General features: G+C 61.8%; 20 protein-coding genes. 8 read left to right on the top strand and 12 right to left on the bottom strand.

Annotation, left to right across the window (positions count from 1 at the left end):
* Positions 1-3 precede the first annotated feature (3 nt).
* Genes P3G66_RS00165 through P3G66_RS00155 form a run of 3 tightly spaced genes read right to left on the bottom strand, consistent with a single transcriptional unit; the run spans position 4 to position 2862 of the window.
* Positions 4-1023 (bottom strand): ABC transporter substrate-binding protein, encoded by a 1020-nt coding sequence (locus P3G66_RS00165; RefSeq protein ID WP_042925153.1) that lies wholly within the window; start codon positions 1021-1023, stop codon positions 4-6.
* Complete coding sequence (locus P3G66_RS00160) at positions 1020-2396, bottom strand: MFS transporter (protein ID WP_042925156.1); 1377 nt, start codon at positions 2394-2396, stop codon at positions 1020-1022. The genes P3G66_RS00165 and P3G66_RS00160 overlap by 4 nt, the downstream gene beginning before the upstream one ends.
* A 46-nt stretch (positions 2397-2442) precedes the next feature.
* Entirely contained in the window at positions 2443-2862 is a 420-nt protein-coding gene (locus P3G66_RS00155) for a MerR family transcriptional regulator (RefSeq protein ID WP_007729752.1), read from the bottom strand.
* A gap of 132 nt (positions 2863-2994) precedes the next feature.
* On the opposite strand from P3G66_RS00155, the gene P3G66_RS00150 reads away from it, so the two are divergent.
* The 3 genes from P3G66_RS00150 to P3G66_RS00140 all read left to right on the top strand — a co-directional run bounded on the left by P3G66_RS00150 (position 2995) and on the right by P3G66_RS00140 (position 7404).
* Positions 2995-4404 (top strand): AarF/UbiB family protein, encoded by a 1410-nt coding sequence (locus P3G66_RS00150; RefSeq protein WP_007729754.1) that lies wholly within the window; start codon positions 2995-2997, stop codon positions 4402-4404.
* 77 nt (positions 4405-4481) lie between these two features.
* On the top strand, positions 4482-6209 hold the full coding sequence (locus P3G66_RS00145; RefSeq protein WP_276116034.1) for a helix-turn-helix domain-containing protein: 1728 nt from the start codon (positions 4482-4484) through the stop codon (positions 6207-6209).
* Between the two features lie 79 nt (positions 6210-6288).
* Positions 6289-7404, top strand: a complete 1116-nt coding sequence (locus tag P3G66_RS00140) for an NDMA-dependent alcohol dehydrogenase (RefSeq protein ID WP_003939726.1) — start codon at positions 6289-6291, stop codon at positions 7402-7404.
* A 58-nt stretch (positions 7405-7462) separates the two neighbouring features.
* Here the strand turns inward: P3G66_RS00140 and P3G66_RS00135 are convergent, their stop codons facing one another.
* Together P3G66_RS00135 and P3G66_RS00130 are read right to left on the bottom strand one after the other, a co-directional pair.
* Positions 7463-8365 carry an alpha/beta hydrolase family protein gene (locus P3G66_RS00135; RefSeq protein ID WP_276116267.1) on the bottom strand — a complete coding sequence of 301 codons (903 nt, stop codon included), beginning with the start codon at positions 8363-8365 and terminating at the stop codon, positions 7463-7465.
* Between the two features lie 294 nt (positions 8366-8659).
* A complete protein-coding gene (locus P3G66_RS00130) occupies positions 8660-9250 on the bottom strand; it encodes a heme-binding protein (RefSeq protein ID WP_003940245.1) in 591 nt (196 codons plus the stop codon).
* A 184-nt stretch (positions 9251-9434) separates the two neighbouring features.
* Between P3G66_RS00130 and P3G66_RS00125 the strand changes: the two genes are divergently transcribed.
* Complete coding sequence (locus P3G66_RS00125) at positions 9435-10604, top strand: histidine kinase (RefSeq protein WP_065351502.1); 1170 nt, start codon at positions 9435-9437, stop codon at positions 10602-10604.
* On the top strand, positions 10601-11230 hold the full coding sequence (locus P3G66_RS00120) for a response regulator transcription factor (protein WP_007729766.1): 630 nt from the start codon (positions 10601-10603) through the stop codon (positions 11228-11230). Before P3G66_RS00125 ends, P3G66_RS00120 begins: the two co-directional genes overlap by 4 nt.
* A gap of 21 nt (positions 11231-11251) precedes the next feature.
* Here the strand turns inward: P3G66_RS00120 and P3G66_RS00115 are convergent, their stop codons facing one another.
* From P3G66_RS00115 to catA, 6 genes are all read right to left on the bottom strand, one after another.
* On the bottom strand, positions 11252-11617 hold the full coding sequence (locus P3G66_RS00115; protein WP_039973111.1) for a hypothetical protein: 366 nt from the start codon (positions 11615-11617) through the stop codon (positions 11252-11254).
* Between the two features lie 17 nt (positions 11618-11634).
* On the bottom strand, positions 11635-13098 hold the full coding sequence (locus P3G66_RS00110; protein WP_217017942.1) for a benzaldehyde dehydrogenase: 1464 nt from the start codon (positions 13096-13098) through the stop codon (positions 11635-11637).
* A 154-nt stretch (positions 13099-13252) separates the two neighbouring features.
* The gene (locus P3G66_RS00105) at positions 13253-14209 is read right to left on the bottom strand and encodes a helix-turn-helix domain-containing protein (protein ID WP_257899182.1); all 957 of its coding nucleotides are present in this window, start codon (positions 14207-14209) and stop codon (positions 13253-13255) included.
* A 6-nt stretch (positions 14210-14215) separates the two neighbouring features.
* Positions 14216-14497 (bottom strand): muconolactone Delta-isomerase, encoded by a 282-nt coding sequence (catC, locus tag P3G66_RS00100; RefSeq protein WP_003940264.1) that lies wholly within the window; start codon positions 14495-14497, stop codon positions 14216-14218.
* Positions 14498-14510: 13 nt separating this feature from the next.
* A complete protein-coding gene (locus P3G66_RS00095; protein ID WP_003940572.1) occupies positions 14511-15632 on the bottom strand; it encodes a muconate/chloromuconate family cycloisomerase in 1122 nt (373 codons plus the stop codon).
* A 29-nt stretch (positions 15633-15661) separates the two neighbouring features.
* Entirely contained in the window at positions 15662-16501 is an 840-nt protein-coding gene (gene catA / locus P3G66_RS00090; protein WP_003940427.1) for a catechol 1,2-dioxygenase, read from the bottom strand.
* 199 nt (positions 16502-16700) lie between these two features.
* On the opposite strand from catA, the gene P3G66_RS00085 reads away from it, so the two are divergent.
* Positions 16701-17471, top strand: a complete 771-nt coding sequence (locus P3G66_RS00085; RefSeq protein ID WP_003939932.1) for an IclR family transcriptional regulator — start codon at positions 16701-16703, stop codon at positions 17469-17471.
* On the opposite strand, the gene P3G66_RS00080 is transcribed toward P3G66_RS00085, so the two are convergent.
* On the bottom strand, positions 17468-18406 hold the full coding sequence (locus P3G66_RS00080; protein ID WP_007729772.1) for an AraC family transcriptional regulator: 939 nt from the start codon (positions 18404-18406) through the stop codon (positions 17468-17470). The two genes, P3G66_RS00085 and P3G66_RS00080, sit on opposite strands and share 4 nt — an antisense overlap.
* 273 nt (positions 18407-18679) lie before the next feature.
* Here P3G66_RS00080 and P3G66_RS00075 point away from each other — a divergent pair, with 273 nt between their 5' ends.
* A complete protein-coding gene (locus tag P3G66_RS00075) occupies positions 18680-19249 on the top strand; it encodes a flavin reductase family protein (protein ID WP_007729773.1) in 570 nt (189 codons plus the stop codon).
* 11 nt (positions 19250-19260) lie between these two features.
* Positions 19261-20889, top strand: coding sequence for a 4-hydroxyphenylacetate 3-hydroxylase N-terminal domain-containing protein (locus P3G66_RS00070; protein WP_003939685.1), 1629 nt, complete (start codon positions 19261-19263; stop codon positions 20887-20889).
* Positions 20890-21107 lie beyond the last annotated feature (218 nt).

Raw genomic sequence — 21107 nt, 5'->3', positions numbered from 1 at the left:
CGGTCAGGAATGTGAGAATGCCAGCAGCTGGTCAGCCAGATCGTTGTACGTACGGGCGATCCCGGCATAACTGAGCACGGGTTCCGGATTCCAGGTCCCGATCTTCCCCGCCTTCACCGCGGGCAAGTTGGACCACGCAGGATTGGTTCCGAGCGTATCCAGTTGCAAACTGGACGGGCGATCGTCGAGGAAGATCATGTCGGCCGGATAGTGGTCCGCCATCTCCCAAGCCAGTTTCTCGACGTAGACCGACGATCCCGCGGCCGGATCGACGACGGCAAGGCCCAATCCCGCCAGATCTGCAAGGATCGGGAATCCCGAACGACTGACACGAATCGTGTCCGGATCTGCGGACGCGAACAAAACCTGTGAATTATTCAGCGAAGAAGCAACTTCGGAGATCCGTGCACGCGCAGCGTCGTATTCTTTTCGCTGAGCCTCCATATCCTGGTCCGCCCCGAGTTCCACGGCGAGTTCCACGATCTCTTGCACGGTTCGGTCGATGGTTCCTGCTGCCGTTTCCACGAACAGTACTGTCGACAAGCCTTTCACCGCATCCAAGTTCGCCTCGTCGAGTAGTGCCGAACCACGCAGCTGAGGGACTATGACGACGTCCGGCTCCAGCGAAGCGATCTTCTCGAGTTCCACTTGTCCCCAGAGCTGCCCGACCATGTCGGTCTTCGCGAAATCCAAATTGCCGGAGATGCTGGTGTCCGTTGATCCCGGCGATCGTGTCAGTGCCCCGAAAACTCCGACAGGCACCAGTCCGTAATCCCACAGAGCACCCGCGATACCGGTGTAGGTGACAAATGTCCTTGGTGGTGAATCCAATTCGATCAGATTGTCGCGATCATCGGTGAATGACCAGCCTGCGTCGCCTTCGCCCCCGGCGTCTGCGTCCGAACGCGAGCAACCGGCCGCTGCCAGCGCAGCAGCCAATCCTGCTGCAGCGCCGAGGAACCTGCGGCGATTCCAGTCCATCTCGATACGCCGGTGCGGTCGTGGAGTGAACAGCGTGGTCATGTGTGTGCCCTTTCGGCGATTGGTTGAACTGTTTCAGGAGTTGACGAACGAGAAAAGAGAAGGATCGACACCAAACCCGTGAGCATTCCGACGCCGGCACAGAAGACCAACGGCCACAGCAAGGCGAACTCGTCCGGACCGACGAAGAGCGAGCCGCACAACGCAATTCCGACGGCAAGCCCGAATTGACGCGACGAGTTGGCTGTTGCCGAAGCCGTCCCGGCGCGCTCTGCCGGGGCGTCCGACATCGCGGCACCCGGCAGCACCGGCGACACCATCGCCGAACCGACACCGGTCAGAATCAGCCCGGCGATCAGTGCGGGCCAGACCGGCTCGGCGAGAACGTACAGCATGGCCACGCAACCGATTCCGCAAAGGATCGTCCCGAATCCGAGCGACAGTCGAAGGTCGACGCGCTGAAGCCGTGATCCACACAAGGCCGATACGAAGACAAAAGCGAGCGGTTGAATCGAGAGCACGAGTGCGGCCGCCGATGCCGACAGTTCCAGCCCGTTCTGCAGCCACAGTGAAAGGACTACGAGCGGGCCGTAGGCCGCGAGGTAGTACCCGAAAGCAGCGACGAGGACGCCGTCGAATTTCAGGGATCGGAACAATGCCGGATCGAGCATCGGACTGCTGCCTCGACGCTGCCAGCACACAAACGCCGTCAGCGCACCGATTGCGATCAGGAAGGCAAGAGCTGTCGACGACGAAGCCCACCCGATGTCGCCGCCCCACGTCACGCCGAGAACCGCGGCAACGGCAGCGAGGGTGAACAAAACGATTCCGGCCCAGTCGATGTTGTCGTCGCCGCGCTCACTGTCGGCGAAACAGAACACAGCCATTGCGAGCGCCACTGCGGCCACGGGGATTCCGAAATAGAAGACCGCACGCCAGTCGAAGAACTGCGTCAGCAGCCCTCCTGCAACGTTGCCGATTCCCGCCGCCAATCCAGCGACGGCACCCCACGCGGCAAAAGCCACGTGCCGATCGCGGCCCGAATAAGCGTCGCCAAGCAGAGGCAGGAGTGTCGCGAACATCGCCGCACCGGCAATTCCTTGCGCGCCGCGAGCAACGACCAGAACCGTGATGTCCGGAGCAATCGCGCACACGGCCGTTGCAACCAGGAACACGACCAGTCCACAGATGTAGAGGCGTTTGCGTCCCCACGCATCGCCGAGTGCGCCCATGCCCACCAGAAGCGCGGCAAGAGCCAGCGTGTAGGCGTCGACGACCCATGACATCGCGCCCGTACTGCCGTCCAAACCGACTGCGATGGCCGGCACCGCGATCGTTGTGATCGTGGCGTACGTCAGTAACAGGAAAGTTCCGATGCATGCGGCGATGAGCGGCAGCCATCGTCGTGCCGACATGGTCAACCTCCAGATAGGGCGGTAAGTGCGCCCTAACTATGAAGGTTCAAGTCAACTTGAAGTCAAGCGCCGCTTCGACACGAATGTCGAGCTGCTCGAGCAACCACGGGCACTGCATCGGACGCTCTTGCCGACACGTCAGGTGATGCTCGAGGATCAGCTTCGCTCGCGTAGCAGCGGCGATCTGTGCCTCGAGTGTCGACACTTGATCTGCGAGAACCGTCGAGAACTGGTCGGACGTGGTGTCGGTTTCGATGAAGGACCGCACCTGTTCCAAGGACATTCCCGTCTCGGTGTACATCCGGATCAATGCCAGCCGGCGCAGCTCACGCTGCCCGTACCAGCGTTTGCCGCCAGTTCGCGACCGCGCGGACAGCAGTCCTTCGTCCTCGTAATAACGCAAGGTCGACGCCGCAATTCCGAACGATTTTGCAACCTCGCCGATCGGGATCAAGTGCTCACGCATTCACCGATCGTAGGCTGAACGCGTAGGCGGTTCCGGCAGTTATGTGTGACTTGGCATACTGACTAACGGAAGGGGTCGCGTAAGTGATCTCACGGCAAAATGCTGGATGCGCTCGTTGAACGAGGGAGAGCTGTGCTGGATCCAACGCGACCTGTCGGGCCGTACTCGTCAGGAGTGCCCGCCACTGCCCTCGAAGTCCACATGCCGGACCTCGAACGCTTCGGCCTCGCCCAGTTGTGGCGTTCCGCGATCATCGCCGTCGTGTTGTCCACGTCGATCATGCTGGCACTGATCGTGTGGCCTTTCCGCAAGCGTGGCCGCACCTGGGCAGACGCTGCTTCCGACGGGATGGTCGACGGCTTCATCGCGCTGGGGCCCACCTTCGTCAAGCTCGGCCAACTGGTCGCGTCGTCGTCCGGCCTGTTCCCGGCCCCCGTCGCCAATGCATGCCTACGCTGCCTCGACGATGTTCCGTCTTTCCCGGCCGAGCAGGCCAGAAGCGTCGTGCAGAAGGACCTCGGTTACTCCGTGGACGACCTGTTCGCGAAATTCGACGACGTACCTCTCGCGGCCGCATCGGTAGCGCAGGTACACGCGTGCGTTCTGCACGACGGCCGAGAGGCGGTCATCAAGATCCAGCGTCCGGACATCTATGCGCGGATGCTGATCGACCTGCGGGCGGCGTACTGGGGCGCGAACATCCTCGAGAAATTTGTCGAGTTCCTTCGAATTGCCAATGCCACCGCCATCATTCGCGATCTGCACAACGCCACGATGACGGAATTGAACAGCGCGGTCGAGGCCGACCGGCAAACCACATTCCGGAACAACATCAGTGCGTTCGGCGACAACAAAGGAGTCACGACACCGGAGGTTTACTGGGACTACTGCGGCCCCCGAGTCATCTGTATGGAACGCATGCGAGGCGTTCCACTGGATCGGTTCGTCGCCGGTCCGGACGGTATCGACGAAGCCCGCATGCTGATCCGACGCGGAGTGAAGGTCTGGCTCGAATCAGTCATCGTTCACGGTCCGTTCCACGGAGATGTCCACGCGGGAAATTTGTGGGTCCTCGACGACGGCCGGATAGCGATGCTCGACTTCGGCATCGTCGGCGTCCTTCCCGAGACCTGGAGATCCATCCTTTCCGACATGTTCCGAGCCACCCTCATCGACGGTGATTTCGCCCGTGTCGCCCGCGGAATTCGATCCTTGGGATATGCAACCGACTACGAGGTCGACGACGATCAGCTCGGTATGCAGGTCGCAACGGCCCTGGCCCCGATTCTCGGCCGTGACCTGGGTGAACTCAAGCTCAGTGAATTGATCATGGCACTGATTCAGTTGGGCAAGCAGTGGGGCGTTGCGAGTCCCGAGGAATTGGTTCTTTTCGGTAAACAACTCGGATACTTCGAACGATATGCGACGGCTTTGGCACCTGGTTGGGTGATCGGACAAGACCTTTATCTGTTCAAGAACGTTTTTCCAGAGGCAGTCGCCGAAAAGGTGCAGGAACTCGGCATCACCATGCCCGACGAATAAATTTGTCCCCTATTTCCTTATTCTGCATTTCGTCTGTCGGGGTTAGCCTGTAATGACCCACCGGCCGAGGAGCAAATGTGCAGCCACTTTCTGTAGCCCTCCCGCAAGCGTCGACAGGTCCGAGGAATAACGGGCCGAGTGTCGGCACCACCCTCGGCGCCCTCATGCATTCCACGGACAAGTCCGTGATCGAACTTCTGGAAAGCCCCGACGGACTCGATGTCGAAATCCGTTCGATCGCCCTCGTCGAGTCCTCCGATATCGACGGCACCGACAGCCGTGGTGCGATCTCCGACATCTACCTCCCCGTGGGGGTTCCCGAATCGACGATGACGCAGTGGCTGCGAAAGTTCGAAGGCAGGCCGGCGAGGCGTCGTCCGAAGCTCTTGCTCGTCAAGAATGCGCGCGAGGCGACGACGCTTCTGACCGCCGCACGCAACATCGGAATCGCAGTGGCCGCGGTACATCCGCAGGCTAGTTCCGGACACGTCTATTCACTCGTACAACGACTTCTGACACAGAGCATGTACCGTTCGCGGGCCGTCTCAGGAGCTGTGGCCGGTGGCGATTCGGATCTGTTCGCGCTCTCGGAGACGATCGCCGAATTGACCGGCGGACTCGTGACGATCGACGACACGGCACTCCATGTCATCGCATATTCAGCTGCTCACGAAGGTGAAGACGAACTCCGTCAGCTCTCCATACTGGGCCGGGAGTGGCCGATCGAATACACCGAATGGATAGAGCGCAGAGGCGTGTTCGAGCATCTCAGGCGATCGGACGAGGTCATCAGTCTGCCCTCCGAGCCGAGCATCGGAGCCGCGCACAGGTTGGCTGTGAGCATCACCCGCCCGGACCTGTCAGCGCCGACGGGTTCTGTTGCACACCAACACAATCTCGGCAGCATCTGGGTGCAGCGCGCCTCTGAACCTCTTTCCGACGACGCCCAAGCGGTATTGCGGGGTGCAGCGGCAGTCGCCGCACGCATTCTCATGCGAACCTTGGACGCCTCCAGCCGCGAGAATGCCCAATTACAAAGGCTGTTCGGCGTTCGCTCCGGCGGAGTCGACATGCACTCGCTGGCCGGCTCCTTCGGCATCAACACCGACGGACCGTCTGCGGTCATCGGATTTGCGACATCACTCGCGCCCGGATCGAATCTCGATCGAATCACCAACGCCTTGCGCCTGCGCGCCAGCGCATTCCGCAGCGACGCGGTCACAACGATCATCGACAACCGGATCTACGTGCTGTTTCCTCAGGCCGAACACGAGGTCGCGATCAGCGACTGGGCTTACGACACCGTGCGAGTAGTCGAGGCCCGTGCGGGCATCAGCATGCGCGCCGCCGTCGCGGTCCCGATCGCGCGATTGCACGGCGTACCCGAGGCGCGTCGAGAAGTGGACCGCGTGCTCGATACCACCGATGATCACGAAACCTCGAAGGTCACCACACTCGCGGCGTCACGCACCGCAGTGTTGCTGGGCGAGATACTCGACCTCGTTGCTGATCACGAGCGATTGCGAGACCCTCGTATCGACAGACTCGTCTCCTACGACGACAAGAACACCTCTGACATGCAGTTCACGCTCACGGCCTACCTGACAGCTTTCGGGGATGTGAAGAAGGCCGCCTCGTCTCTGAAAGTACATCCGAACACGCTGCGCTACCGCATTCGGCGCGCTGAACAGATCATGGGCATTTCGTTGGACGAGCCGGATACGCGACTGCTCACCGAACTGCAACTCGCCATCTTGGGACGCACCCCGGACGAGTCTGAAAGATACGAAACGTCCGATCAGTGAGATAGGCCTCGAGCCCGTCCTGAACTCTCGAGTAGACAACTGAGGAAGCCGAAGAACAACTCTTACCTCAGGAGATACCTTGCGCACTCGTGGAGCCGTCATTCGCCAAGCACCAGGCACATACGAGGTGGTCGATCTCGAACTCGATTCACCCCGCAGCGGCGAACTCACTGTCAAAATGGTCGCCTCAGGCCTGTGCCACTCGGACGATCACATCGCCAGCGGCGACCACGGAGTCGGCCGCTACCCCATCTGCGGCGGACACGAAGGCGCCGGAATCGTCGTCGAGGTCGGGCCGAACACGGAAGGATGGTCCGAGGGCGATCATGTCGTGTTCTCGTTCCTCGCCGCCTGCGGCCGTTGCCGTTGGTGTGCAAGCGGAATCCAGAACCTCTGCGACAACGGCGCCGCCATCATGACCGGCAGCAGACCCGGCGAAACCTCGAGTTACAGAATGTCTCTCGACGGTCAGCCCGTCGCACAAACCTGCGGCCTGTCCACCTTCAGTGAATACACCACGGTCAGCACTCTCTCGGCTGTGAAAGTCGACAAGCACCTGCCACTCGACGCTTTGTGTCTGCTCGGCTGCGGCGTCGGAACCGGTTGGGGCGCCGCGGTCAACTCCGCTCAGGTGTATCCCGGGCAGACTGTCATCGTCATGGGCGTCGGCGGAATCGGAATCAACGCGGTGCAGGGCGCCTCGCATGCCGGCGCCGCCCACGTGATCGCGGTGGACCCGGTTGCGTTCAAGCGCGACAGTGCATTGAAGTTGGGCGCCACCCATGCCGTGGCCACCATGGAGGAAGCCACCGACATAGCGCGCTCGTTCACCAACGGCCAGGGCGCGGATTCGGCCATCGTCACCGTCGGTGTCACCACCGGAGAACATGTCGCGCAGGCATTCTCGTCGATCCGCAAGGCAGGAACCTGCGTCGTCACCGGCCTCGGGAAGATGACGGACGTCGGAATTCCCGTGAGCCTGATGGAACTCACGCTGTACCAGAAGAGAATTCAGGGATCCCTGTTCGGTGCATCCAATCCCACCGCCGACATTCCCTGGATGATCGATCTCTACACCAGCGGCAAGCTCGAACTCGACGGACTGATCACCAACCGATACACCCTCGACCAGATCAACGACGGTTTCGCCGACATGCATGCCGGTCGCAACCTCCGTGGCATCATCACCTTCTGAGCGAGTTCTCTCCGGACTTTCGATCGAGAGCAAGTCCGGAGAGATCCTCACTACAGCTTCACCAGGCATTCATGGTGTCGAGGATTTGTCCTCTGGCCATCCACAATTCAGCAGACCAATACGGCCACGAGTGAATTCCGGCGGGCGGAAAGCTGTACGTCGCTGGGATTCCCAAGGATTTCAGGCGAATTTCGAATGCACGCGCGTGCACCCACGAGAGCGCCTCGAGCCCCATACCCGTCGCCGTGTGGAAGTAATCGATCGGCGCAGAGGGATGATCGTACGGTCCCGGGATGCCGTTGGACGACGAAATGTACATCGACAGTCCGCGAAGCGATTCCGCGTTGACGAACGGGTCGTTGCGAAGCCATCCGGATGACCACGGCGGGCCCCACATCGAATCGACGTTGTACCGGCCGGCGTCGAACATGGCTACGCGGATCGCTTCACGCATACCCGGACCCGAGATATTGATGTAGCCGGACAGCGAGCCGGCGAACTTGAACTGATCCCGATGATGCCCCGCCAGGTTCAACGCGGCACTGCCGCCCATCGACAACCCGATGATCGCATTGTTGGTTGGTGAAACGCCATACCCTGCAAGGAAGTCCGGAAGCTCGCGGGTGAGGAACGTTTCCCACCTGTACGTTATCGGCTGAGCGTTGAAATTTGACGGCGCGTACCAATCCGTGTAGAAACTCGACTCACCGCCGACCGGCATCACCAACGTGATGTTGTCATTGCGGTACTGATCGAGTGCGTTCGTTTCGAAACTCCAAGCATTTCTGTCGTTTTGCGCGCGAAGACCGTCGAGCAGGTACAACGCGGCGTTGCCACCGCGCGCGGCCCACTGCACCTGAACCTTGATGTTTCCCATCGAAGACGGGACCCACAACTCGTCGTACCCACCCCATAGCGCCGAGCGCGCCGGAGTAGCACTCGCGGCGGTCGGACCGAACATACCGCCGAGCAGGAACATCGACAACAACGCCGCTACGAGCACCCGCACCCGCCGTGTATTGCGTTCGGGCAACGTGAATCTGATTCTCTGCAAGGTTGTGTCTTTCCCCGAAACTGCGCATCAAGAAACTCGCTTCGGTAAGTGCATCGTCGGTTCCACTGTCGACGTGTTTGTCCCTTTCCGGGGGCTCCGGTGTTACAAAGTCGAGGTCATCGCAACAATCGGACAACTGTCGTGCCGAGCGAATCCAGGTGGCGAAAAGCACAATTCACGAAGCACGCTGAATGCGCTCACTCAGCCGAGTGACGAAGCGATCGCATCACGACCTGCGGCAGCACACGCTTGGTCCTGCATTCCGTCTGGAGCGCCACCGACACCGATACCGGCGATCGACCCGGCTCCAGCCTTCAATGTGACTCCACCTGCAAGGAAGAGAGTGCCGGGAAGGTCGGCGATGGTTGATCCTTCGCCTTTGGTACGCTGCGAGAGGTCACTGGTGTCGGCTCCGAAAGCTGCAGAGGTGTATGCCTTCTCGCGTGAGGCTTCCACCGTGTGCTGGGCTGCGTTGTCGCCGCGCACCATGGCGATGACATTTCCCGCGCGGTCTACGACGGAGACGGTGACGAAGCCGAGACCGTCGGCGCGGCATTTCGCCAGGGCCGCACCAGCAGCCTTCACTGCTGCGTCGGCACTGAGTCGATTCTGAGTGACAATCGCCGAATCACCGGTCGCGGCAGGCTGCTGCGTGGCAGTAATCGACGTCGTGCTCGATGCGTTCGCCACCGGTGTGTCGGTGGTCGAGCATGCGGCGCTGGCAAGGATTGCGACAACCGGAACGGCGACAGCGAGCGTACGGGGAAGTCGTGTGTAAATGCGGTGGTTCATGTCGGGCACACTTTCAATCGAATGGTTCGAAACCGTCCACTACAGCGTCGCGTCCGGGGGCGGGTGCGCACATCGGGCGCTCGGGTGACGAACCGTGCCCCCTACGGCTACCCGGATATCATCCGAATGGTTGATACGACGGCCTGGTGCCCTCCGTAACATTCGAGGGATGAGTAACGGAGCCATGAACGCCGACGCCGAACGCGGCCTACGCGGCCCGTTGGCGTATGCGATCCACGCGTCGTTCTTCGTACTGCTGTCTACATCGGGAGTTCGGTACGTCACAGTCCACGGGACCAGCGGTCGGTTCGGGGTTGTACTCGTCCTGGCCGTGGTCCTCGCCCTGCTCTACGCCGTCATGGCCACGGTGTCCTCGCGAGATGTGGTTCGCCAACGGCTGTGGATGTGGCCGGTACTGAGCGCATGGGCAGCGCTGGTCTGGCTTGCCCCGAGTTTCGCGTGGTGTGCGTTTCCCGTTCTCTTCCTCTGCATTCGTCTGTATCCGAGCAAGATCGCCTACCCCCTCGTCGGGATCCTGGGCGTCCTCGCCGGTATCGCGTTCTACCGGGTCACCGGTCGTGCCGAATTGGTGACACTTCTCGGGCCGCTGTGCACCGCGGCACTGGTCGCGGCCGCGTACGGGCAGATGGAACGAGATGCCCGAGAACGCCTTCGGCTTCTGCGTCAGATAGCAGAAGCTCAATCTGCATTGGCAGATACCGAACGCGCTGCCGGCGTTGCCGCTGAGCGAGAGCGCCTCGCGCGCGAAATCCACGACACCGTTACCCAGGGACTGGCGAGCGCCCTTCTACGGCTCGAGGCAGCCGAACAAACGTGGAATACAACGGGTTCGCCGTCTCGAGCCGATGTCGATGCCGCAGCAGAGAACATCCGAACCAGCTTGATGCAGAGTCGCGACCTCGTCCACGATCTGGCGCCGACCAAGGGCGGTACGGGCGACTTCGACGCCTTGGTCGTGGCCGCCGCCCGCCAGTTCGTCCCGGCCGTTCGGATCCGCACCGTCGGTGAAGCCGTCATCTTGCCCTCGGACGTAGCTCATGCCGTCGTGCGAGTGGTCTCGAGCGCGTCCTCCAACATCGCCCGCCACGCTCGCGCCGAAACGGCGGGCGTGACGATCACGTATCTCGACCACTCCGTCTCCGTAGACATCTTCGACGACGGCGTCGGCTTCGATCCGGGAAAGCTCGCCGACCATTCTCGGTACGGTGGATACGGCCTGCGTGCGATGCGAAGCCGCGTCGCACAGCTCGGCGGATCGTTCACCGTGGAAAGTGCACCGGGAGACGGCACCGTCGTCGCGGCCCAGTTCCCTCTCGAACGGAGGATCCGGTGACCACCACCATTCGCGTGTTCCTCGTCGACGATCATCTGGTCGTGCGAGCCGGGCTGAGAGCGCTGCTGAACACTCAGCCGGACGTCGAAGTAGTCGGCGAAGCATCGTCCGGCGAGGAGGCGGCCACGGCGATACCGTCGGCCTCACCGGATCTGGTGATGATGGATCTGGACATGGGCACCGGCATGCACGGTGCAGAAGCGATCAAACGCCTGCGAAGCGACGGTGTCGATGTTCCCGTACTGGTTTTCACGACGTACGACACCGACGCCGACGTCGTGCGGGCCGTGGACGCCGGTGCCATCGGTTACCTACTCAAGGACTCAACGCCCGACGAGATCTTCGGCGCGGTGCGCGGCGCGGTAGCCGGGCGCAGCGTTCTCTCTCCCACTGTGGCCTCTCGTCTTGTCCAGCAGATGCAGCGCCCGCAGGAAGCGCTCACCGCCCGTGAGTCCGAACTGCTCAGCCTGCTCGCCGAGGGGATGACCAACCGCGAGCTGGGTAAGGCACTCTTCATCAGCGAAGCGACGGTGAAAACCCATCTTGGGCACATCTACGCCAAGCTCGGCGTCGATACCCGCTCTGCCGCAGTGTCCGTCGCACTACGTCGCGACGGAATACGCTGACCTCGGTGGCGGCCGAACAGCTCAGCCGCCCATCGCCTTACGCACTCCGTCGATCAGTTCGAGGAATTCAGCCTTGGGAGCAAAGTCGACATACTCCGAGTCGTCGATCGCTCCGGGAACGTGACCGGGTGCCCAGTAGAACACGTCGCCGGCATCGTAGGTTTGCCGACCTGCTTCGGAATCTGTGTAGATCCTTCCTTTCAAGACGTATCCGTAGTGCGGACATTGACAGCGCCCGCCTTCCAATTGTGCGAACGGTTCGGCGAAGTCTGCACCAGCAGGCATTTTGACGAAGTTGACGATCATGTCGCCTTCTTCTCGCATCCGCAATTCGAATTCGCCGTCCTGCAACACGATGGGAAGATCGTGAGCCGAGATGGTTTGCATCGGAGTACCTTTCGGCTTCAGAAGGGGAAGGTCTGCGCTGCTGGCCGGCTGGTTCGCCACTGCCAGGTGGTGAATTCGTCCCAACTGCTTTGAGTTCCGAATCTCGCGCCGTTTCCGGAGGCACCCGTGCCACCGAATGGTGCATAGGCATCGTTGTTCAAAGTCTGATCGTTGATGTGCACGATGCCGGTACGCAGTCGGTCCGCGATCCGCTCGCCGCGTTCAACCGATCGTGTTTGAATGGCAGCAACCAGACCGTATTCGCTGTCATTGGCCGTCCTGACTGCCTCGTCTTCGTCCTTGACGATCACGACGGGCGCCACGGGCCCGAAGATTTCTTCACGGAACGCGGGCATGTCCGAGGTGACTCCGGCCAGGACGGTCGGCTGATAGAAGAGCCCTTCGTATGTTCCACCGGCGCGGATTTCGGCGCCGGCCGCCTTGGTGCCCTGGACGATTCGATCGACGTTCGCAATCTGCCGCGCGTTGATGAGCGGTCCGAGAGCGACGTCACCTGTATTGGGATCCCCGACCGGCAGGACCGCTGCGCGCTTGGCCAGCAGGTCCAGGTACTGATCGGCGACCGATTCCAACACGATGTGGCGGCCTGCGGTCATGCAGACCTGCCCCTGATGCAGGAACGAACCCCACGCGCCCGCCGAGCTCGCGGCATCCAGGTCTGCGTCGTCGAGGACGATCAGCGCATTGTTCCCACCCAGTTCCAGCGAGACACGCTTGAGCGTGCGACCGGCAGTTGCCCCGACCTGACGGCCGACGGCGGTCGAACCCGTGAAGGACACCATCGCGATGCTCGGGCTCTCGCACAATGCCTGACCAGGTTCCGCGTCACCGGCGAGCACATGTAGGAGGCCTTCGGGAAGACCTGCAGACGTGAACAATTCCGCGATGACCGCACCCCCGCTGATCGCGGTTTGAACATCCGGCTTGAGAACGACGCCATTTCCGAGCGCCAAGGCGGGGGCGACAGCGCGCATGGCGAGGAGAAGCGGGAAATTCCACGGGCTGATCACGCCGACCACACCCAGGGGCACCCGGCGACCGATGCTCGTGCGCCCCTCCTGGCTGGCGGGCAGAAGGTGCCCGAACGGCTGTGTCGGCAGTGCCGAGGCTTCCCACAGTTCAGAGATGACAAGATCAACTTCGAATGCGGCTTTCCCTGGTACGGAACCACCTTCACGGATCAACCAGCGCTCCACCTCGGCTCGCTCGGCTTCCAAAATCTGCGCTGCCTTACGGATCACCGAAGCGCGAGCCTGCCCGATCGTCGCCGCCCACGCCGGCTGCGCGGCCGACGCGATGTGTGCCGCTCGATCGATATCCGCAGCAGTCGCCGTGCCGATCACACCGAGCACCTCGCCGGTAGCCGGTTCGAGCGACTCGACGGTGTCACCGCCTCCGTCGATCCATTGGCCGTCGAAAATCTTTCCGTGCCATTGCTGATGAGCGAGCAGATTCGTCATGCGTTCCTCGATTCGTAGCTTTCGCTGCGGTCCTCGCTGTTCGTGGACCTGAGCTCTTCGCGAGTCTGAAAAAGCGATCTGAAACACACTCTGCCCCGGTATTCGGGCTCCCGGTTGTCGTGATCGGACACGTTTGTTGTTCGGATGCGACAGATCAGTGACGTTCGCGGGCGTTCGGATCAGGCGAGTTACGTACTTCCGACGGCGCCGCACCGAATTCCGCTTTGAACGCACGCGAAAACGCTGGTGCGTCATGGAAACACCATCGTGCGGCCAGGATGGAGATCGAATGACCCCGCAGTGAGACGTCGGTGAGATCGCGGCGTACGCGGATCAACCGTTCGCGGCGAATCAGCGCACTGAGGGTCAGATCCCCGTCACCGAAGTGACGCTGAACGGTTCGCGGCGACAGGTGCAACGCACCGGCGATCGACGCGACCGAGAGATCTGGTGAGTCGAGATTCCGAAGCGCATATCGCAAGATCTCCTCTCGCGTCGAACGTCCGGGTGTCGCGGGCGCAGATCCTTGCATCAGAACTGCCGAAGCGAGATTGACTCCAGCATCTCCGAGAAGCCCGGCTGCGCTGCCGTCGACCTGGGATGCAACAGCGCCCGAGATGAAATTTTCCAGCAATGCACCGGACCCACGCCGACCGTCGTGGGTGCGCTCGAGCGCGCAATTCAGTTCTCGCTCGGTCAGACTCACCGCACTGCGCGGTAGGGTCATGACGGTGCACGACCAGTGACCGTCGAAACGCAGCGCGTACGAATGCTCGACGTCGTAGAGAATCATCGCGCCGGGCGGGGCCGTCAACTCGCGGTCCGATTGGCGCAGTATCGCGCTCCCGGTTCGGACCGTGCAGATCTTGAGCAGATCACTACCGTGTCGCTTTGCTGCGCGTGCGCTCCGCCGCAGTATCTGCGGTGAACCGGAGATGTCGAAAGCGCCTACGTCCCCGAGACTTACGCCGCTGACCGTACCGACAGGCGCGGCATCGACGGAACTCTCGGGGCACAGGCCACCGAAGGTCTCCGACATCTCGCAGTGCCACTGCTGCACAGATTCCGGCAGGCTCGCAGGCGTGGCAGACACGGCAGACACGGCAGACATGGCGGGCTACTTGATCGAAGATCCGTGCTGCGTCAACGGCATGACCTCGATGGTCATGTACGGGAACAGGGGCAGGTTCCAGAGAATCTCATGGAGTTCGTCAGCCGACTCGACATCGAAGATGCTGATGTTGCTGAACTGTCCCACAATTCGCCACAGATGCACCCACTTGCCCTGTCGCTGAAGGTCTTGCGAGTACGCCTTCTCCGTTGCGACGGTATCGGCGCGTACTTCCGGATCCAGGTCGCGCGGAATATCGACGTCCATCCGAACGTGAAAGAGTGCCATGTTCTTCTATCCTCTAGTTCCTGGTCCAGGTCTTGACGGCGTCCATGTTCAGTTCGACTCCCAGGCCAGGTCCGGCGGGGAGGTGCAACTGACCCTCGGAATACTTCAGTGGTTCCTGAAGCAACTCTTCACTGAAGAGCAGTGGGCCGAAAAGCTCTGTTCCGAAGTTGATTCCGGGCTCGGCGCACGCGAAGTGCAACGAAGCGGCGGTGCCGATCGGGCCTTCGATGGACGTCGCACCGTGGCACGCGATACCGGCGGCCTTGGCAATCGCGACGATGTCGCGGCTGCGCTGGAGGCCACCACATTTGGTGGTCTTGAGGGCGATGACATCGGCGGCGCTCCGGCGGGCGATTTCCAGAGCGTCGTGTGGGGTCTGCACACTCTCGTCGGCCATGATCGGAATCGGTAGAAGCCTACTGAGTTCGGCGAGGACCTCGATTTGGTCTGCCGGAGTGGGTTGTTCGATCAGTTCGACTCCACCCTCGGCGAGTTGTGGCAAGTACCGCAGGGCAGTGAAGCGATCCCACCGTGCGTTGACGTCGACACGGACTCCGGCGTGGCCGTCCAGCGCCTGCGCGATGTTGACGATGCGCGCGACGTCGACTGCTGGATCGAGTGCTCCCATCTTGAGTTTGAAGCTGAAATTGAGCCGGGATTCGAGCTTTTCGTGAGCTTCCTCGATGATCTCGTCCGCCGGCGCAGCACCCAGTGCCCACGTGACGTCGACACTCTCGCGGAAAGCCCCGCCGAGGAGCGTGTGCACGGGGACTCCCAGGCTACGCGCCCAGGCGTCGTGCAACGCCACGTCGACGGCGGCCTTCGCGAATCGTGCATTGGCAACAACTTTTTCGATGTCGGCCATGATCGCGGTGATGTGATCCACGCGCCTGCCGACCACCACGGGAGCGATGTACTTCTCGATGATGACCTGCATCGTCTCCACCGATTCGCCGCCCCACCACGGCCCGCCCGGAACGACACCTTCGCCGTATCCGATCACTCCGTCGGAGGTGCGAATCGCGACCAGCAACAACGGCTGCGCCGTCATCGACGTGGTGGCGAACTTGTGGGGGCGAACCAGCGGAACGTCGAGGATGGTCGTCTCGATGGAGACGATCGACAGGTCTGTCATCAAATCACTTTCTTCAGAGCAGTTGTGGATCAGGCCGGATCGAGCACGAAGTCGTATGTGACCCGGTTGGTTCCGTCGGCACCTGGCTTCGGATCGAGAATCAGTTCGGGCTTCGTCGCCGTTGCCACGTCGTTCTCGATCCACTCTCCATCCTTGAAATAGAGCTGGGTGGTGATGGTGCGCTTACCGGGAGCCTTCACCATGAGGTGCAGGTGAGCCGGACGCCACGGGTGCCAGCCGGCCTTCTCGATGAACCAGCCGGTGGGGCCGTCGGTCGGGATCTGGTACGGCGCAGGCTGAATCGTGGTGATCTCGAAGCGTCCCTCGTCGTCGGCGACGATCGTTCCGCGGAGGTTGCCGTCGGGGATGTGCGGCGCGAAATGGGAGTAGTAGCCCTCGTCGTCCGCGTGCCAGAGTTCGACGGTTGCACCGCCCAACCCCTTGCCGTCGAGATCGCGAACCTGGCCCTCGAAGACCAGCTTCGATCCAACCTCGTTGTCACGCATCGGAAGTTCACACTTGGCAGGCAACGTCTTGGCATCGGCAACGTAGTACGGGCCCTCGATGCTTCCCTTGGTGCCGTGCTGACCGCGGTACGCGACCTCCTCGACGTTGTGCTCGAGGAAGACGTCCAGCCACAGGGGCCACTCGCCGAACTGGCCGATGTCGATGAGCCACTGCTTGAGGACGCGGTACTCGGGGTAGGTGATGCCGTGCTTGTCGATGACGCCTGCGAGTGCCTCGAGCACGTCCTTGGCGATGGCCGAGACGCGTTCGGGCGGGGTGTCCGCGCTGACTCGTTCCTGGAGGAACTTGTCGGTGGCGGCAGTACCCGAACCTACTGCGGTGGGGCTCTCGGAAGTGGTCATGTGGTCCTCCTCGGGGCCGTATGTGGCTGTTACCGGGTGGGTGCCGTACTGCTGGGCTGCGTCGGCTCCCCAAGTTTGGGTTGTACGCTCTGCGTACATCTGTTACGCTGTGCGTACGCTTGTACTGTGCGCCCAGTCACAAGGTTTGTCAACCTTCGAAGGCGCCGATCGGGCATACCCGCAGATGAAAGGCCATTCCGTGAGCGAGAACGATCGCGATTACATCCAGAGCATCGAGCGTGGATTTGCTGTGCTGACGGCCTTCGACGAGAAGAACCCCAACCCGTCGCTCGCCGATCTTGCCGCCGAAACGGGTCTCTCCCGCCCAGCGGTCCGGCGCATCCTCCTCACGCTGCAGAAGCTCGGATACGTCACCGGCAACAACAGTCGGTGGTCGCTCACCCCACGCGTTCTGAGCATCGGGCAGCACTTCTCGGCATCACATGCCTTGACGGAGGCGGCGCTCCCTCGTCTGTTGGAGATCGCAGAACACACCCACGAGTCGGCGTCGCTCGGGGTGCTCGACGGTGTCGACGTGGTCTACGCCGCGCGTGTACCCGTCCGGCGGATCATGAGCATCAACGTCAGCGTCGGCACCCGAGTGCCTGCATATGCCACCTCCATGGGTCGAGCCCTGCTAGCTTGGGCGCCAACCGAAATCGTCGACAACGTCATCGCGAACTCCACGTTCGACGCCCTCACACCCACCACGATCACCGACGAAGGCGCATTCCATACCGCCCTCCGGGTGGTGCGCGAACAGGGATACGCGCTCACATCGGAGGAACTGGAAGACGGCCTGATTTCCCTCGCTGCTCCCGTCCGCGACGCCGGTGGAAGCGTCGTCGGAGTGACAGCGTGTTCGACCTCGGCCGGACGAACATCCCCGGAAGCTTTCCGCGCCGACGTCGCGCCTTTCCTCGTCGAAAAGGCGAACCAACTCAGCGCGGACATGGGGTACCGAAGCTAGCGCCTCAACACCTCGGAAGGCAGCAATCCGTACTTACGCCGAAACGACGACGCGAACCGTCCGGTGTGCGTGAAACCCCATCTCACAGCGACATCGGTGACCGTCGTCGAGTCGTCGGCATCCACCAGATCTGCATGGACCCGCTCGAGACGGATGTCGAGCAGGCATTCCGACGGACTCCGGCCCACGTACTGCCGAAATCCCTCCTGCAATCTCCGTACGCTGACGCCCGCCACCTCCGCCATCTCGGCTGCGGTCCACACGCGGGCCGGGTCGTCGTGCATCTCGTCGAGCACCCGCTTGACGATGCGTGGCCTGGCGTGTCGCACCGCGTCCTCGCTTTCGGGCATTGCGGCAAGGACGAATGCCGTGACCACGGCGCCGGAGAGCTGACCTGCCACCAGTTCGTTGTGCAGCACGCCGACCGGGCCGAGTATCTGATCCGACAGTGAGCGAACAAATTTCAGCCATCTGGCTCCGTCGTCCCCCCGAAGATCCACCTGATCAGGCAAGTGCATTCCGGGTCGACCGAGAACCTTTTCCATCTCACGGTCGAGGTACTGACGGTCCATCCGGACTCCGACGATCTCGCAGTCCGCACTCCACCGCGTGATTCTCGTCGTGATGTCGGGTGGACATACCGTCGCAACGCCCTGCGTCGAGAGCACGTGCGAGCCCGCGAACACCGACTCGAGCTCGCCCGAGAGCGGGATGTTCACCCCATAGGCACCGGGATGATCGGATTCGACGGCGACGTCAGCTCCCCACCGAATATGAGCGATCCTCAGCGGTCCCAACTCGGTGGTGCACACCCCGACTCCACTGGCCGCATGCCGAGACAACGGCGTCAGCGTGTGCGGAAAGTAGGCGTCCGAAACCGCATGACACGCCTCGTCCCAGTCGCGGGGAGCTGTACCGATCATGGAGTCGACCATCGTCCTTCTTCACCTTCCAAACCCGTGACCAGCCACATTGCCGAGCAAGGGCGCTAAACATCATTGAACACTGTGTCCCCGGTCACTTCCAAGAGAAAACGGGTACGGGCCGCGATCGGGTGCGCAATCCGGATAGCCACCGCGCTGTACGGATCGACCGAAGCCTGCGCCCGCCGTACGTTCGTCTTCACTCCCGGCGCGAGTCGCCCACTACTTCCCTCCCGCACTTCGCGGCACTCTCACTCAACCGCCATCCGACAAGGAGGTCCGGTCATGGAACAAAATCAGCTTCGAGGAATCTTCGGTCAATTCGCGAGCGGCGTCACCGTCATCACCTGTACCAATGCCGACGGTCAACCACACGGAGCCACGGTCACCGCATTCACGGCCATTTCCCTGGAACCACGGCTGTGCCAGATCACGATGACTCGCAAGTCCAAGGCGTGCGGCTACCTCGGCAACGCGCCGTTTGCGGTCAACATCCTTGCCTCCGACCAAGTGGACACGGCCATGCATTTTGCCGGCCGACCGCAGCGCACCGAGCCGAGGTGGATCGACGGACCGACCGCTCCCCTGCTCGACGGCGCCGCAGCAACCATCTCGTGCGTCCCGTGGAGGGAGTACGACGGCGGTGACCACATCATCTTCATCGGCGAGATCGTCGACGCTCAGTCGAGTGGCAAGGATCCGCTTCTGTTCTACCGAAGCACTTTTCACGATCTAGGCGCTACCTCGTCGACCACAGTCTGGAACGGAAGTCAGGACGACCCCCACAGCGGCTGGTTCGACGCCACCACTTCGTTCACCCCGATTCATCTTCAGCCCGCACCCCAAACGATCTGAAAGGCTTTGCCATGACGACCACCGAAATTCCTCCCACCGGCGTCGATCCCGCAGATTCCGGAGCGCCACAGGTCAATCCGGCCGCCGACTGCGAAGCCAACCGCACGAAGAACTTCGCCACCCGACCGATGACCGGTGACGAGTACATCTCGAGCCTGCAGGACGGCCGCGAGATCTGGCTTCACGGTGATCGCGTCAAGGACGTCACGACGCACCCCGCGTTCCGGAATCCGATCCGCATGACCGCAAGGCTGTATGACGCTCTGCATACGGGCGAGCACGTGGACGCCTTGACCGTTCCGACGGACACGGGCAACGGCGGTGTCACCATGCCGTTCTTCCGCACTCCGACGTCGTCGGCCGATCTGCTCAAGGAACGCGACGCCATCGCGACGTGGGCTCGTATGACCTACGGCTGGATGGGCCGTTCCCCCGACTACAAGGCGAGTTTCCTGGGCACCCTCCACGCCAACAAGGAGTTGTACGCACCGTTCCAGGACAACGCCGAACGCTGGTACCGCGAATCGCAGGAGAAGGTTCTGTACTGGAACCACGCGATCATCAATCCCCCGGTGGATCGCCAACTTCCACCGGACGAGGTCGGTGACGTCTTCATGAAGGTGGAGAAGGAAACCGACGCAGGTTTGATCGTCAGCGGCGCCAAAGTGGTCGCCACCGGATCGGCGATCACGAACTACAACTTCATCGCTCACTACGGTCTGCCGATCAAGAAGAAGCAGTTCGCCCTGATCTGCACGGTACCGATGGACGCGCCGGGTGTGAAGCTGATCTGCCGCACCTCGTACACCGAACATGCTGCGGTGATGGGCAGTCCGTTCGATTATCCGCTGTCGAGTCGCATGGACGAGAACGACACCATCTTCGTCTTCGACAAGGTGTTGGTTCCGTGGGAAAACGTCTTCATGTACGGCGACGTCGACCGGATCAACGCATTCTTCCCTCAATCAGGCTTCCTGCCGCGCTTCACCTTTCAGGGCTGCACTCGCCTGGCCGTCAAGCTCGACTTCATCGCCGGACTGTTGATGAAGGCACTCGAAGCCACCGGCGCCGGCGGCTTCCGCGGAGTCCAGACCCGTGTCGGTGAGGTGATCGGGTGGCGAAACCTCTTCTGGTCGTTGACCGAATCGATGGCACGCGATCCCGAACAGTGGGTCGGCGATTCGGTGATCCCGAAGCTCGAGTACGGCCTCACCTATCGAATGTTCATGATCCAGGGGTACCCGCGGATCAAGGAGATCATCGAACAGGACGTCGCGTCGGGCTTGATCTACCTGCCTTCGAGTTCACTCGACTTCAAGAGCCCGGACGTGCGTCCGTACCTCGACAAGTACGTTCGCGGTTCCGACGGCATCACCGCCGTCGACCGCGTGAAAGTCATGAAGGCGCTGTGGGATTCGATCGGGACCGAGTTCGGCGGCCGACACGAACTCTACGAGCGCAACTACTCCGGCAATCACGAGAACGTCAAAGCCGAACTGCTGTTCGCAGCCCAGAATCGTGGACACGCAAGTTCCATGAAGGGACTGGCCGAGCAGTGCTTGAGTGAATACGACCTCGACGGCTGGACGGTCCCTGACCTCATCGGCAACGACGACGTCTCGTTCTTCAAGAACCGGTAATCCCCTCGGCAGGTAGGGCGGACTCGCGATGTCGAGTCCGCCCTGCTCGTCGTCTTCAGCAGGCATGGCCCATCAGCAGAATTCGACGAACACTGCACCCTTGGTCAGGACTAGGCAATTGCCTAGTGTGACCCGAGACACACGATGTCAAGGTGAATTCAGTACCGGACGCAGCCCCGTCCGGAAAGCGGGTCCCACCGATTTGGTCCGACAGCCCT

The sequence above is a fragment of the Rhodococcus sp. C3V genome (assembly GCF_029269915.1).
Taxonomy (GTDB): domain Bacteria; phylum Actinomycetota; class Actinomycetes; order Mycobacteriales; family Mycobacteriaceae; genus Rhodococcus_F; species Rhodococcus_F qingshengii.
Note: the sequence above shows the minus strand (reverse complement) of the source record. Positions and strands in the feature narration are given on the sequence as shown.